Source organism: Micromonospora sp. CPCC 205558, assembly GCF_036902955.1.
In the GTDB taxonomy this organism is placed as follows: domain Bacteria; phylum Actinomycetota; class Actinomycetes; order Mycobacteriales; family Micromonosporaceae; genus Micromonospora.
Genome location: NZ_JBAKHR010000024.1, coordinates 21768 through 36201, shown reverse-complemented (window position 1 = coordinate 36201; position 14434 = coordinate 21768). Strand labels below are relative to the sequence as shown.

14 protein-coding genes are annotated in these 14434 nt (G+C 71.0%); 10 read left to right on the top strand and 4 right to left on the bottom strand.

Features of this window, described 5'->3' with window-relative positions; genetic code table 11:
• Positions 1-21: 21 nt before the first annotated feature.
• The 9 genes from V6U86_RS24105 to rny all read left to right on the top strand — a co-directional run bounded on the left by V6U86_RS24105 (position 22) and on the right by rny (position 9545).
• Positions 22-1362 (top strand): aminotransferase class I/II-fold pyridoxal phosphate-dependent enzyme, encoded by a 1341-nt coding sequence (locus V6U86_RS24105; RefSeq protein WP_334506766.1) that lies wholly within the window; start codon positions 22-24, stop codon positions 1360-1362.
• Between the two features lie 423 nt (positions 1363-1785).
• Positions 1786-2511 (top strand): UdgX family uracil-DNA binding protein, encoded by a 726-nt coding sequence (locus V6U86_RS24100; protein WP_334506764.1) that lies wholly within the window; start codon positions 1786-1788, stop codon positions 2509-2511.
• 140 nt (positions 2512-2651) lie between these two features.
• A complete protein-coding gene (locus tag V6U86_RS24095; protein ID WP_334506762.1) occupies positions 2652-2903 on the top strand; it encodes an FAD-dependent oxidoreductase in 252 nt (83 codons plus the stop codon).
• Between the two features lie 212 nt (positions 2904-3115).
• Positions 3116-3616 carry a hypothetical protein gene (locus V6U86_RS24090; RefSeq protein ID WP_334506760.1) on the top strand — a complete coding sequence of 167 codons (501 nt, stop codon included), beginning with the start codon at positions 3116-3118 and terminating at the stop codon, positions 3614-3616.
• A gap of 9 nt (positions 3617-3625) precedes the next feature.
• Positions 3626-5029: an MFS transporter gene (locus V6U86_RS24085; protein ID WP_334506758.1), complete on the top strand. Its 1404-nt coding sequence runs from the start codon at positions 3626-3628 to the stop codon at positions 5027-5029.
• Positions 5030-5034: 5 nt separating this feature from the next.
• Positions 5035-5235 carry a DUF3046 domain-containing protein gene (locus V6U86_RS24080; protein WP_030336777.1) on the top strand — a complete coding sequence of 67 codons (201 nt, stop codon included), beginning with the start codon at positions 5035-5037 and terminating at the stop codon, positions 5233-5235.
• Between the two features lie 184 nt (positions 5236-5419).
• Positions 5420-6466 carry a recombinase RecA gene (gene recA / locus V6U86_RS24075; protein ID WP_334506755.1) on the top strand — a complete coding sequence of 349 codons (1047 nt, stop codon included), beginning with the start codon at positions 5420-5422 and terminating at the stop codon, positions 6464-6466.
• 14 nt (positions 6467-6480) lie between these two features.
• Positions 6481-7179: a regulatory protein RecX gene (locus V6U86_RS24070; RefSeq protein WP_334506753.1), complete on the top strand. Its 699-nt coding sequence runs from the start codon at positions 6481-6483 to the stop codon at positions 7177-7179.
• Positions 7180-7778: 599 nt separating this feature from the next.
• Positions 7779-9545: a ribonuclease Y gene (rny, locus tag V6U86_RS24065; protein ID WP_334506751.1), complete on the top strand. Its 1767-nt coding sequence runs from the start codon at positions 7779-7781 to the stop codon at positions 9543-9545.
• 112 nt (positions 9546-9657) lie between these two features.
• On the opposite strand, the gene V6U86_RS24060 is transcribed toward rny, so the two are convergent.
• The 4 genes from V6U86_RS24060 to V6U86_RS24045 form a co-directional block, all read right to left on the bottom strand.
• Positions 9658-10530 carry an amino acid ABC transporter permease gene (locus V6U86_RS24060; RefSeq protein ID WP_442935003.1) on the bottom strand — a complete coding sequence of 291 codons (873 nt, stop codon included), beginning with the start codon at positions 10528-10530 and terminating at the stop codon, positions 9658-9660.
• Positions 10531-10573: 43 nt separating this feature from the next.
• Positions 10574-11230 (bottom strand): amino acid ABC transporter permease, encoded by a 657-nt coding sequence (locus V6U86_RS24055; protein WP_334506747.1) that lies wholly within the window; start codon positions 11228-11230, stop codon positions 10574-10576.
• A gap of 80 nt (positions 11231-11310) precedes the next feature.
• Positions 11311-12246 carry a glutamate ABC transporter substrate-binding protein gene (locus V6U86_RS24050; protein WP_130399700.1) on the bottom strand — a complete coding sequence of 312 codons (936 nt, stop codon included), beginning with the start codon at positions 12244-12246 and terminating at the stop codon, positions 11311-11313.
• A 57-nt stretch (positions 12247-12303) separates the two neighbouring features.
• Positions 12304-13059 (bottom strand): amino acid ABC transporter ATP-binding protein, encoded by a 756-nt coding sequence (locus V6U86_RS24045; protein ID WP_334506741.1) that lies wholly within the window; start codon positions 13057-13059, stop codon positions 12304-12306.
• A 197-nt stretch (positions 13060-13256) separates the two neighbouring features.
• Here V6U86_RS24045 and selD point away from each other — a divergent pair, with 197 nt between their 5' ends.
• Positions 13257-14246, top strand: a complete 990-nt coding sequence (gene selD / locus V6U86_RS24040; RefSeq protein ID WP_334506739.1) for a selenide, water dikinase SelD — start codon at positions 13257-13259, stop codon at positions 14244-14246.
• Positions 14247-14434 lie beyond the last annotated feature (188 nt).

The window sequence follows — 14434 nt, the reverse complement described above, 5'->3', positions numbered from 1 at the left end:
TTCTAGTACAATCTCATATTTGTGTCAGCACACTATCAGTTCACCGGTACGACAGCCGTCGAGATTTCGGCCAGCATCGAGTCGGGCATCCGCTCCGGCGCCCTCTCGCCGGGGGCCGCCGTGCCGCCCGTGCGGGCACTCGCCGCGCAGTTGCAGGTCAGTCCCGCCACCGTCGCCCGTGCCTACCAGGAGCTGCGCCAGCGCGGCCTGCTCGCCACCGCCGGTCGGCACGGCACCCGGGTACGCCCCCGCCCGCCGGTGGCCGCCCGCCGCTCCGCGCTGCGTCCCCCACCGTTGCCCGGTGCCCGAGACCTGTCCCGCGGTGAACCCGACCCTCGGCTGCTCCCCCCGCTGGGCCCGCACCTGGCGGCGCTCGCCACCGACAGCGGCCCGTCGGTCGGCTACTCCGATGCCGGGGTGCTGCCCGAACTGGCCGAGGCGGCCCGCGCCCGGCTGCGCGCCGACGGCGTACCGGCCGGGGAGTTGACGCTCACCGGAGGTGCGCTCGACGGCATCGAGCGGCTGCTCGGTGCCCACCTGCGCCCCGGCGACGCGGTGGCGGTCGAGGACCCGGGCTGGGCCAACCTGCTCGACCTGGTCGCCGCGCTGGGGCTGCGCCCGATCGGCGTACCGCTGGACGACGAGGGGCCACTGGTCGCCGGGGTTGCCGCGGCGCTCGCCGCCGGAGCGCGGGCGCTGATCATCACCAGCCGGGCGCAGAATCCAACCGGCGCCGCCGTCTCCGCGGCCCGCGCCGAGGCGCTGCGGGCGCTGCTCGCCGGTCGACGGGACCTGCTGTTGATCGAGGACGACCACGCCGCCGAACTGGCCCGCGTACCCCTGCACCCGCTCGCCGGTGCGACAGCGAGTTGGGCCTTCCTCCGCTCGGTGAGCAAGCCCTTCGGCCCGGATTTGCGGATGGCGGTGCTGGTCGGTGACGAGACGACGGTGGCCCGGGTGAGCGGCCGTACCCGGGTCGGCGCAGGCTGGGTCTCCACGGTGCTGCAACGCCTGGTGCTCGCACTGTGGCGGGACCCGACGGTCACCGAGTTGGTGCAGCGGGCGGCGCAGAGCTACGAGGAGCGCCGCGTCGGGCTGCTCGCAGCGCTGGCCGAACACGGCCTGACCGGGCACGGCCGCAGCGGCATCAACGTCTGGCTGCCGGTCGCTGACGAGACCAGCACGGTGACCGCGCTACGCGACGCCGGCTGGGCGGTGGCCCCCGGCGCGCTCTACCGGATCGCCGCCCCGCCCGCCCTGCGCATCACCGTCAGCTCCCTGGACCCCACCGACCTGGCTCCCCTGGCAGCCGCCCTGGCCGCCGCCGAAAACCCACCCCCATCCCAAGGCTTCCCCACCTGACCCGCCCCCAGCCCCGCCCCGCCCCGCCCCGCCCAGCCCCCGCCCCGCCCAGCCCCCGCCCCGCCCAGCCCCCGCCCCGCCCAGCCCCCGCCCCGCCCCACCCGCCCCGCTCCGCGATCTTGCAGTTCGTGTTGGCTGAATGTCGGACTTGTGCATGTTGGTCCGGGCAGAAAGTGCAAGATCGCGAGGATTCGGGGCGGTGGAGACGGGTATGCGGGCGCCCGGAGGTGTGGGGATATGGCTTCTGGTGGGGCTCGTAAGGGGATTTGGATCGCCATCGCGGTGGCGATCATCATCATCATTATCGTGCTGATCGCGATCGCGTCCGGCGGGGATGGGGGCGGTAACGGGTACTGAGGTGCCGTAGCCGGTGCGCTGGGGCGTATCCGGCGGCGAGCATCGAACGGGTATATAACAGTCGGCATGGCCGAGCAGACCGGGAGCGCTCCGGGCGCCCAGCGGTTCATCCCGCCCGACGCCGACACCATCGACGACCTGCGCACGGCGGCTGGCGGCTGTCGGGGCTGTGAGCTGTACCGGGACGCCTCGCAGACGGTCTTCGGCCGGGGCGACGAGAGCGCCCGCGTGGTGCTGGTCGGTGAGCAGCCCGGCGACATGGAGGACCAGAAGGGGTTGCCCTTCGTCGGTCCGGCCGGGCGCCTGCTGCGCCGCGCGGTGGACGACGCTGGATTGGACCCGGGTCAGCTCTATCTGACAAATGCCGTAAAGCACTTTCGCTTCGAACTGCGCGGCAGGCGGCGGATCCACCAGACCCCGGACCAGGCGCACATCACCGCCTGCCGCCCCTGGTTGGTCGCCGAGTTCGCCCGGCTGCGTCCGGAGTTCGTGGTGGTGCTCGGCGCGACCGCCGCCAAGGCGCTGCTCGGCCCGTCCTTCCGGGTCACCCGGCAGCGGGGCGAGCTGCTGCCCTGGCCGGAGTCGGCGCAACACGCCGCGGACTTCGAGCAGGTGCCGGTGGACAACACCGGAAAGCGGGCCGACGCGCCGCCCGCTCGGCTGCTGGCGACGATCCATCCGTCCGCCGTGCTGCGGGCCGACGACCAGGACACGGCGTACCAGGGCCTGGTCGCTGACCTCACCGTCGTGTCCCGCGCCATCGCCGGACAGCGGGGCAACCGCTCGTCGTGACGTTGCAGACTCATGCGAGTCGCTCTTGTAGGCGAGGCCGTTATGAGCGACCAGACGCAGTCGATGGTCAGCCGGCGTGGGTTCCTGCGTACGGTCGGGATCAGCGGTGGGCCGGAGCGATGCTCGCCACGATGGGCGTCATGGGGCTGGCCCCCAGCGCGGAGGCGTCGGTCACCCCGGCGTTCCGGCCGCCGGAGCGGCCCTGCTACATCGAGGGCGCCTGGACCTCACCCCGGTACGGCACGGCCGGCTACAACCTGCTGCTCCAGCCGGCCGGGCGGGTCTACTTCGCCGGGGACTGGCTCAGCCACGAGGTGGCCTGGCAGCACGGCGCGTTCGTGGCGGCCCGCTCGGCGGTGTCGGCGCTGCACCAGCGGGTGATGGCCGGCTGAGAGCTGTTCAGATCTTGGACAGTTTCCGTCAGCACAGTCAGCAGCTGACGGAAACTGTCCAAGATTGACAGTGCGTCGCGGGTCGCCCGGATGGGTATCGGGTGTCGACGGACGTGGACAACGGGGAGAGTCGTGGCGGTGCGACCATCGCGGCCACTCGGCGCCGCCGGGGATGGAAGCGGTCCCTCGAGCGAGCGACCGGGTTGCACCTCATGGCCGTGTACTGGGTGCCCATGACGGTGTTCGTCGGGCTGCCGGTGCGCTGGCTCTTCGACCGGCAGGAGTCACTGGTCGAGGCCCTGCTGAACGCCGCGCTGAGCGCCGTCTGGATCGGCCCCGCGCTCTACCTGGGCAGGCGGGCGGCGGGTGGGCAGGACACCCGGCGGGATCCCGAGGGGTACGCGCTGCGCGAGGCGTTGCGCACCGGAACCGCGCCCGAGGACGGCGCGGTACGGGCCGAACTGCCCGGTCACCTGGCCGGGCAACGGCGGGCCACCTGGTCGGCGCTGCTGTCCATCCTGGGCGTCTCGCTCGGGCTGATCCTGCTCGCTCTGCTCGCCGCCGACAACGAGGGCTTCGCGGTGATCTTCGGCGTGGTCGCCGCCGTCAGCGTGGCCGTCGCCGCGCTCACCCTGACCCGGATCCGTCGGCTGGTGGCAAAACCCACTGCCGCTGGTCGGTGCGGGTGCGCGAGGATGGGTCCCCCGTCCTGAGGAGCGCCGATGGCCACCCACCTGACCGCGCCGCGTACCGGCGCCCGACCCGACGTCACGTCGATCCAGCGGCGCACCCTGCGGTTGCTCTTCACCACCCAGATCATCGGTGGGATCGGCGTGACCATCGGCATCGCCGTGGGCGCGCTGCTCGCGGCCCGGATAGCCGGGACCGCGGTGGCCGGTGTCGCGCAGAGCGCCGGGGTGGTCGGTGCCGCGCTGCTCGCCGTCCCGGTCACCCGGATCATGGCGCGGCACGGTCGCCGGCCCGGTCTGGTGCTGGCGTACGCGGTCGGCGCCGTCGGCGGCGTGCTGGTGGTGCTGGCCGCGGCGACCCGCTGGGTGCCGTTGCTCTTCCTCGGCATGCTGCTCTTCGGCGGGGGCACCGCCGCGAACCTGCAGGCCCGCTACACGGCCGTGGATCTCGCCGAGCCGGCCCGACGGGGGCGGCAGCTCTCCCTGATCGTCTGGGCCACCACCATCGGTGCGGTGGCCGCGCCGAACTTCGCCGCGCTGGCCGACCGGGTCACCACCGGTTGGGGGCTGCCCCCGCTGGCCGGCCCGTTCGCGTTCAGCGCGGCCGCGTTCGTGCTGGCTGCCGTCGTACTCCTCGGGTTGCTCCGGCCCGACCCGCTGCTCACCGCGCGGCGGCTCGCGGCGGCCGACGCACCGGTCGCCGATCCGTCGCAGGCCGCCGACGCGACGGCGACCGCCGTGGCGGCCGAGGCGCCGGCGGAGGGTGGCCCGAGCCGCGGCGGTGCGACCCCGGCCGCCGCGCCGGTCGGGGTGCGCGCGCCGCGCGGCGCCGGGATGCGCGTGGCCTGGTCGGTGGTACGCAGGCAGCCCGCCGCCCGACTCGGCATCGCCGCCGTGGCGGTGGGTCACCTGGTGATGGTGGCGGTGATGGCGATGACGCCGGTCCGGCTCGGTGAGTCGCACGCCGACGCCGACGTGTTGCGGCTGGTCGGCATCGTGCTGAGCCTGCACATCGCCGGCATGTACGCGTTCTCCCCGGTGGTTGGTTGGCTCACCGACCGGCTCGGTCGACGGGCGGTGATCCTCGGCGGGGTCGGGTTGCTGCTGGCCGCCTGCGCGGTCGCCGGCACCGCCGGGCACCACACGCCTCGGCTCTCGGTCGGTCTGGTCCTGCTCGGGCTGGGCTGGTCGGGGACGATGGTGGCCGGCTCGACCCTGCTGTCCGAGTCGGTGTCGGCCGCGGTGCGGCCGAGCGTCCAGGGGCTGTCCGACCTGATCATGGGGCTGGCCGGGGCCGTGGCCGCCGTGGTCAGCGGGTTTGTCATGCAGTTCGCCGGATATCCCGTGCTCACCCTGCTCGCGGCGGTCGCGGCGGTGCCCCTGGTGGCGCTAGCGTTGCGCCCGGTGCCGACCGGGGCACCGGACGAGGAGGGCTGATCACTGTGCGGCTGACCGACTTCTGGACGCGGTTGGATGAGGCGTTCGGGCCCGGCTACGCGGCCAGCATCGCCCGCGATCAGGTGCTGTCCCAGCTCGGTGGGCGGACCATCGAGCAGGCCCTGGCGGCGGGGGAGCAGACGCACGTGGTGTGGCGGGCGGTCTGCGCCGCGTACCCCGACCGCGTGCCCGCTCGACTACGCTGAGCAGCCTTTTTGCCGGTTCCGCGTGTCGCTTGTCGAGTCGTACACCTGTTCGGCTATTGTCCACAGCGGGGTGCTCGTCCACAGCTCGCGGCCCGTCGGCTGGTTTTCTGTCGGACCTAGCGCCTAGCGTGTCCGCGTGACGCGAAGCTCAGCAAAGACGCCGGCGAAGGCAGGGGTGGCAACCATGGCAGCAGGGCCTGACCGGGAGAAGGCACTCGACCTTGCTCTCGCTCAGATTGACAAGCAATTCGGCAAGGGCTCGGTGATGCGGCTGGGTGACCGGCCGGTCGTCCAGACCGCGATCATTCCGACCGGCTCCATCGCGCTCGACGTGGCCCTCGGCATTGGCGGCCTGCCCCGTGGCCGGGTGGTCGAGATCTACGGTCCCGAGTCCAGCGGTAAGACCACGGTGGCCCTGCACTCGGTGGCCAACGCCCAGCGCAACGGCGGCATCGCCGCCTTCATCGACGCCGAGCACGCGCTCGACCCGGAGTACGCGAAGGCCCTCGGCGTCGACACCGACGCGATGCTGGTCTCTCAGCCGGACACCGGCGAGCAGGCGCTGGAGATCGCGGACATGCTGATCCGCTCCGGCGCGCTGGACATCATCGTGATCGACTCGGTGGCGGCCCTGGTGCCGCGCGCCGAGATCGAGGGCGAGATGGGCGACAGCCACGTGGGCCTCCAGGCCCGGCTGATGAGCCAGGCGCTCCGGAAGATCACCGGTGTGCTCAGCAACACCGGCACCACGGCGATCTTCATCAACCAGCTGCGGGAAAAGATCGGCGTCATGTTCGGCAGCCCGGAGACCACCACCGGTGGTCGGGCGCTGAAGTTCTACGCCTCGGTCCGGCTCGACGTGCGACGCATCGAGAGCCTCAAGGACGGCACCGACGTGGTCGGTAACCGCACCCGGGTCAAGGTCGTGAAGAACAAGGTCGCCGCGCCGTTCAAGCAGGCCGAGTTCGACATCATGTATGGCAAGGGCATCTCGCGTGAGGGCTCGCTGATCGACGTCGGCGTGGAGCAGGCGATCATCCGCAAGTCCGGAGCGTGGTACACGTACGACGGCGACCAGCTCGGTCAGGGCAAGGAGAAGGCCCGGGAGTTCCTGAAGGAAAACCCGGACGTGGCCGCTGAGATCGAGAAGAAGATCCTGGAGAAGCTCGGCGTCGGGGCCGGCGCGGGTGACGCCGCCGGTGGCCCGGAGCTGCCGCCGGTCGACTTCTGACCGGTCGCTGACCCATGGCAGGACGACGCGCTCGTACGGGGCGGGGCTGGGATGCCAGTCCGCCTCGTACGGGCGACGCCACCGATCCGCCCCGCCCTCGGCGAGGCCGCCGGGGTGGGTCCGAGGAGGCCGACACCGTCGAGTCTCCGGCCCCTCCCCGGGATGAGTCCGAGGTGGCCCGCGAGATCTGCCTGCGCCAGCTTGCCGTTCGGCCCCGCACCCGGGCCGAGCTGGCCGGGGCGTTGGCCAAGCGGGGCATCTCCGAGCAGGTTTCGGCCGAGGTCCTCGACCGGTACGACGAGGTCGGCATCATCGATGACGCGGCGTTCGCGCGGGCCTGGGTGTCCAGCCGGCACGCCGGGCGCGGCCTGGCTCGCCGGGCGCTCGCCAACGAGCTGCGCCGCAAGGGCGTGGACGGCGAGGTGGCCACCGAGGCGCTGGGTGAGTTGGACGAGGAGACCGAGGCGGACACCGCCCGTGCCCTGGTGGAGCGCAAGCTGCGCACCGCCCGGGGTGAGCCGGACGCGGTCTTCCGCCGGTTGGTGGGCATGCTGGCCCGCAAGGGTTACCCGCCTGGTGTGGCCATCCGGGCGGTGAAGGACGCGCTCGCCGCGCAGAGCGCCGAGGCAGCCGAGTTCGCCGAGCAGATCGACGCCGACGCGCTCGCCGACGCCGAGGGCGAGTTGGAGCGCGACAGCCGTTCGTCGGGCTGACCGTGGACCGTTCCCACCGAAAGAGGCTGTCCGCCTGTCGGACGGATGGGTCACACTCCACCGCTGCCCGCCGCACCCGGTCTTATGACACCGGACGGTCGGTTAGGCCCGGCTTGAGCAGGCCTGACGTGTTTGGCAGCCCGTACACCTCGCGAGGTTTGTCCCCTCCTGTCCGGCGCGATATCAGCGCGGGGTTACGGTTCGACTTCTCTCCGTTCGGGGGGTTTGATCATGAGTCCTTGACCGGAGCGCCCCCGGCGACCTAGCCTCGCCATACAGGCTCACATTGCCCGACCAGCGCAGGCTAAGCGCACAACATAGATCGCGTAACAGAACAGCATCACTTTGGCCGACTCCGCGGCCTTTGGCGGCAGTTCCGGACAGGCCGGTCCGGAACGCTGCGACAACTGCACCCGGTCGCCGACGCTGCCCACGGGCACCGCCGGCGGAGAAAGCTACCCACGGCCAGCCGCTCCGGTCGGGCGTCCACAGCCGCAGGAGTGTGCCCCCGGCACGGTCGCTGCGGTCTCGACGTTAGGGGAGGCGGCCATGGCGGGGCGGCGGCACAGGTTCATCGGTAGACCCGACGGGGTCCCGGCATGAACACCTTCGACGTCGTGCTCCTCGCGGCCGTCCTCGTCCTCGCGGTGGTGGTGATCGGCGCCGTGCTGGTCGGCATCCGGACCCTGCGCCGGATGGGCGGCGCGCCGGCTCCGGAGGACCCCGCCTTCATCGCCGAGAAGGACCGCCAGGAGCAGTCCCTCGCCGCCCTGCGGACCGCGGCCGACGAGGCGAACAGCACGATCGACGTGGCGAAGTCCGCGGCCGCCGCAGCTCGTACCGAGGCGGCGGCGGCGAAGGCCGAGGCGAAGGCGGCCCGCGCCGAGGCGCGTCGCGTCCTCGACGACGCCCGCGCCGAGGCGGACACCGTTCTGGAACGCGCCCACAAGCAGGCCGAGGCGGACGCCGAGCAGCTGCGGACGGCAGCCCGGCGCAGCGGCGAGCGGGAGGTCGCGGTGCTCGCCGCCACCACCCGCGAGCAGGCCGCCGAGGTGGAACGTCGGGCCGCCCGGATGGACGAGCGGGAGCGGATGCACACCGAGGAGGTGGAGCGGTTCGCCGAGCGGGAGCGGCAGCTCACCGCCGCGAAGGCTGCCCTCGCCGCCCGGGAGGCAGCGCTCGCCCAGCGAGAGGCCGAGCTGACCGAGTCGGAGGAACTGCGCCGCCGGGAGCTGGAGCGGGTCGCCGGGCTCACCGCCGACTCCGCGCGACTGGAGCTGGTCGACGCCATCGAGACGTCTGCCAAGCGGGAAGCGGCGCTGCTCGTGCGGGACATCGAGTCCGACGCGCGTAACACGGCCGAGCAGCGCGCCCGACACATCGTGGTGGACGCGATCCAGCGGGTCGCCAGCGAGCAGACCGCGGAGAGCGTGGTCAGCGTCCTGCACCTGCCCGGTGACGAGATGAAGGGGCGGATCATCGGCCGGGAGGGGCGCAACATCCGCGCCTTCGAGTCGGTGACCGGCGTCAACCTGATCATCGACGACACCCCCGAGGCGGTGCTGCTCTCCTGCTTCGACCCGGTCCGCCGGGAGGTGGGCCGGGTGACCCTGGAGAAGCTGGTCCTGGACGGGCGCATCCACCCGCACCGGATCGAGGAGGTCTACGACCTGGCCCGGCAGGAGGTGGAGCAGCTCTGCCTCCGCGCCGCCGAGGACGCCCTGGTCGAGGTCGGCATCACCGAGATCCACCCGGAGCTGGTGACCCTGCTCGGTCGGCTGCGCTACCGCACCTCGTACGGGCAGAACGTGCTCAAGCACCTTGTCGAGACCGCCCACATCGCCGGCATCATGGCCGCCGAGCTGCGGTTGGACGTGCCCATCATCAAGCGGTCGGCGTTCCTGCACGACATCGGCAAGGCGCTCACCCACGAGGTGGAGGGCAGCCACGCCATCATCGGCGCGGACCTGGCCCGCAAGTACGGCGAGCACGAGGACGTGGTGCACGCCATCGAGGCGCACCACAACGAGGTGCCGCCGCAGACCATCGAGGCCGTGCTCACCCAGGCCTCCGACGCCTGCTCCGGTGGTCGGCCGGGCGCGCGCCGGGAGAGCCTGGAGGCGTACGTCAAGCGGCTGGAGCGGATCGAGGAGATCGCGGCCGGCAAGCTCGGCGTGGACAAGGTCTTCGCCATGCAGGCCGGCCGGGAGATCCGGGTGATGGTCAAGCCGGACGACGTGGACGACATCGGGGCGGCCGTGCTGGCCCGGGATGTGGCCAAGCAGATCGAGGAGGAGCTGACCTATCCGGGTCAGATCCGGGTCACCGTGGTCCGCGAGTCCCGGGTCACCGAGATCGCCCGCTGACCGGCCTGATCACCGGGAATTCACCGATATCGGGGTGTCCCCAACGCTGGGACACCCCGATATCAAGGAACTCGAGTCGATCACGCGCCGGGCCACCCGGCGGCCCGTCCGGTCAGATCATCCGGGCAGAGTCCTCGCCGACGCTTTGGGCGGGGAGCACCTTGGCCGCGGTACGCGGCGTACGGCCCATTCGTTTCTGCAACCACCAGGCGAGGACGGACAGCGCACCGCAGATGGCGATGTAGATCGCTCCGACGACCAGGTAGGTCGGCACGTACGGAAGGCCGAACGGCAACCGGCCGCCGATCTGCTTACCGACGAAGAGCAGCTCGGGGTACGTGATGATGAAGCCCAGCGCGGTGTCCTTGAGCAGCACGACGAGCTGGCTGACGATCGCCGGGAGCATCGACCGGACGGCCTGCGGCAGCAGGATCAGCCGCAGCACCTGGTTCTTGCGCAGACCGACCGCGTACGCCCCCTCGGTCTGCCCGTAGGGGACCGCGTTGATGCCGGCCCGGAAGATCTCCGCGAGCACCGAGCCGTTGTAGAGCATCAGCCCGATGACCAGCGCCCAGAGCTTGTCGATCGACCAGCCGTACTGCAGCGGCACGTAGTAACCGAAGAAGATCAGAATCAGCAGTGGAATCGCCCGGAACAGCTCCACCACGAAGGTGGCCGGGGTACGCAGGACCCACTTGTCGCTCAGTCGGGCGCTGGCGAAGACCGCCCCGAAGAGCAGTGCCAGGACCGCCGCGATGCCGGCAGCCTTGAGCGTCGCCCACAGCCCGCCCAGCAACTCGCGCTGCACCGACGCGTACTGCAGTTGCTCCCACTTACGGGCCTCGAACTGGCCGGTGTCGGCGAACTTGTAGCCGATGTAGGCGAGCAGGGCGATGATGCCGGCGGTGGAGGCCACGCCCAGGATCGCGTTACGCCGCTTGGCGCGGGGCCCGGGCAGGTCGTAGAGGATCGACGCCTGGCTCAACTCAGCCACCTTTCGTTCGCGACTGCGGGGCTCGCAAGCTCACTCACCGGGCGATCCTCCACTTGCGCTCCAGGAACCGCTGAAACGCCACCAGCGGCAGGATCAGGATCAGGAAGCCGATGGTGATCCAGAGCAGGACGGCGAACTGCGGCTCGCCCCGCTCGGCCATGTACGCGGGGATAGCGCCCGCCTCCAGCACGGAGAAGCCGGCGGCGATGGTGGTGTTCTTCAGCATCGCGATGAACACGCTCATCATCGGTGGGACCATCGCCCGCAGCGCCTGCGGCAGCACGATGAGCGTGAGCACCTGGCCGAAGGTCATGCCGAGCGCCCGGGCCGCCTCGGCCTGCCCGGCGGCGACCGTGTTCACGCCGGAGCGGATCACCTCGCACACGAAGGCGGAGGTGTAGACGGTCAACGCGATGCCGGCGCTGGAGAAGTAGTCGATGTTGACGTCGAGCTTCGGCACCGCGAATACCAGGAACGCGAAGACCAACGTCAGAGGGGTGTTGCGCACCAGGTTGACGTACGTGGCGCCGAACGCGCGCAGCGCCGGCACAGGGGAGACCCGCATCGCGCCGAGCAGCGTGCCGAGGACGAGGCTGCCGACCGCGGCGATCAGGAAAAGTTGGACGGTGTTGGTGAACCCGTCAACGAACAGCTGCCGGTTGTCCGTCAGTACGCGGAAGAACTCGCCCATGCCTCGCTCTCACTCCTCGGACGGGCGCCGGGCGGGGACGAGCCCCGCCCGGCGCCACAACTCGTTGTCGAGCCGTTCGGTCAGTACCGCTCGAGGGTGGGCGGGGTGCCCGCCGAGCCGGACAGGCCGAGCGTGCCGTCGTAGATCTTCTGCCAGGTGCCGTCGCCGAACGACGCCTCGATCTGGTTGTTGACGTAGTCGCGCAGCGCCTTGTCGTCCTTCGGCAGGCCGATGCCGTACTTCTCGGTGCTGAACGGCTGGCCGACCACCTTCAGCTCGCTCGGGCTCTGCGCCGCGTAGCCCTTGAGGATGGCGTCGTCGGTGGTGACGGCGTCGACCTTCTTGTCGAGCAGCTGCGAGACGCACTCGGAGTAGGTCTTGAACTCGACGATGTTCTCCGGCTCGGTCAGGCCCTCGTCACGGACCTTCTGGATCGGGGTCGAGCCGGTGGCCGAGCAGACCTTCTTGCCCTTGAGGGTGTCCTTGCCGGTGATCGACGACTCGTCCTTGCGGACCAGCAGGTCCTGGCCAGCAACGAAGTACGGGCCGGCGAAGGAGATGTCGTTCTTGCGCTTGTCGGTGATCGAGTAGGTGCCGACGTAGTAGTCGACCTCACCACCCTTGATCGCGGTCTCCCGGTTGGCCGACGCGATCTCCTTGTACTCGATCTTCGCCGGGTCGATGCCCAGCGTGCTCGCCACGTACTGGGCGATCTCGATGTCGAAGCCGCACCGCTTGCCCTGGGCGTCCTTGTAGCCGAGGTTGGGCTGGTCGAACTTGACCCCGACGGAGACCTTGCCAGCCGTCTTGATCTTCTCGAAGGTCGGGCTGCCGGCGATGGCCGCGTCGGTCTTCGGGGTGAAGGTCGCGCCGGAGCTCTTGCAGGTGTCACCCTGGGCGGCGCCGGAGGCGGTGCCGCCCGCGCTCGGGGTCGGCTCACCCTCCTTGCCGCACGCGGCGGCAGACAGGGCGAGGGAGGCCATCATGGCGACCGCCGCCACGCTCTTCATACGCATACTCTTCTCCTTCTTCAACGGAGCTCACCGAGGTGCGGCGCGCTCCACTACGGACGCCTAGTGCGTGAGGATCTTGGAGAGGAAGTCCTTCGCCCGATCGCTGCGCGGGTTCTCGAAGAACTCCGCCGGGGAGGCGTCCTCGACGAGCTTGCCGTCGGCCATGAAGATGACCCGGTTCGCCGCGTGCCGGGCGAAGCCCATCTCGTGGGTGACCACGACCATCGTCATGCCGTCGCTGGCCAGCGAGGTCATCACGTCGAGCACCTCGCCGACCATCTCCGGGTCCAGTGCGCTGGTCGGCTCGTCGAAGAGCATCGCCTTGGGCTGCATGGCCAGTGCCCGGGCGATCGCCGCACGCTGCTGCTGGCCGCCGGAGAGCTGGGCCGGGAACTTGTCCGCCTGGTTGGCGATGCCGACCCGGTCGAGCAGGGCCAGGCCGCGTTCGCGGGCGGCGGCCGGCTTCTCCTTGCGGACCTTGATCGGGCCGAGGGTGACGTTCTCCAGGATGGTCTTGTGCGCGAAGAGGTTGAAGGACTGGAAGACCATGCCCACCTCGCTGCGCAGCTTCGCGAGGGGCTTACCCTCGGCCGGCAGGACCTGGCCGTCGAAGGTGATGGTGCCCGAGTTGATCGGTTCCAGTCGGTTGATCGTGCGGCACAGCGTCGACTTGCCGGAGCCGGACGGGCCGATCACCACGACCACCTCGCCCCGACCCACCGACAGCGAGACGTCGTCCAGCACGTGCAGCGGCCCGAACCACTTGTTGACCGCGTCCAGCACGATGAGCGGTTCGCCCGTCGTCACGTCGTCCACCGTCCCCTGTCGTCTCCCGGATCGGGGTCGGTTGACCCCCGGTGCGGCCACTGTAGGCGGCGTGATGTGGCAGAACGCAACCCAGCGGGTCACGGAGCGGTAACACCGGTCACGATCGTTCTCGGTCGTCCGATTTTGGTCACCAGGTGGGGGTGGTGACGGTGGTGATCGTGGCGCGTTGTCGAGATCATGGGTGGATGACCGAACCCGTACGGCTGACCACGTACGCCCGCGGCGGTGGCTGCGCCTGCAAGATCCCACCGGGCGAGCTGGAGATCATGGTGGCCGGTCTCGGCCCGGCGACCGGCGCCGCGGAGTTGCTGGTCGGGTTGGATCACGGCGACGACGCGGCGGTGGTGCGCCTGGATGAGCGCACCGGCCTGGTCAGCACCGCCGACTTCTTCACGCCGGTGGTCGACGACGCGTACGACTGGGGTCGGATCGCCGCGGCCAACGCGCTCTCCGACGTGTACGCGATGGGCGGCACCCCGCTGGTCGCGCTCAACCTGCTCTGCTGGCCGCGTGACGTGCTCCCGCTGGAGTTGGCCCGTGAGGTGCTGCGTGGCGGCCAGGACGTGGCGCGGGAGGCCGGCTGTCACCTGGCCGGCGGGCACAGCGTGGACGACGACGGCCCGAAGTACGGTCTCGCGGTCACCGGCACGGTCCGACCGGAGGAGCTGATCACCCTCGACGCTGGGCGGGCCGGGGTGCCGTTGTCGCTGACCAAGCCGCTCGGGGTGGGTGTGTTGAACACCCGGCACAAGGCGACCGGGGAGAGCTTCCCGGAGGCGGTGGCCACGATGAGCGCGCTCAACCGGGACGCCGCCCGCGCGGCGGTCGCCGCCGGCATCCGCTGCGGCACCGATGTGACCGGGTTCGGGCTGCTCGGGCACGCCTCGAAGCTGGCCCGGGCCAGCCAGCTCACGGTGGCCATCGACACCGCCCGGGTGCCCTATCTGGCCGGTGCCCGCGAGGCGCTGCGTGACGGGTTCGTCAGCGGCGGCAGCCGGCGCAACCTGGACTGGGTGACCCCGTGGACCGACTTCGGCGCGGCGGACGAGGCGGAGCGGCTGCTGTTGGCCGACGCGCAGACCTCCGGTGGTCTGCTGGTCGCCGGCGAGGTGCCCGGCGCTCCCGTGGTGGGTGAGCTGCTGCCTCGGGGGGAGCACCGGGTCGTCCTGCGCTGACCGGCGGGGGGACACGCGGTGGGGGTGGTACGAATGCCGCACCGTACCCGATAAACTGTCACCTTCCCGCTACTCCGAGCAATGTCGCTCAGGGAAATTTTGCCCGGAATGGTCACAGACCGGTAACTTGCCCCCGGCTGGGGTCAAATGCCCCCCACCATCGTGTGTAAGGCCCGATCCGGAGGCCG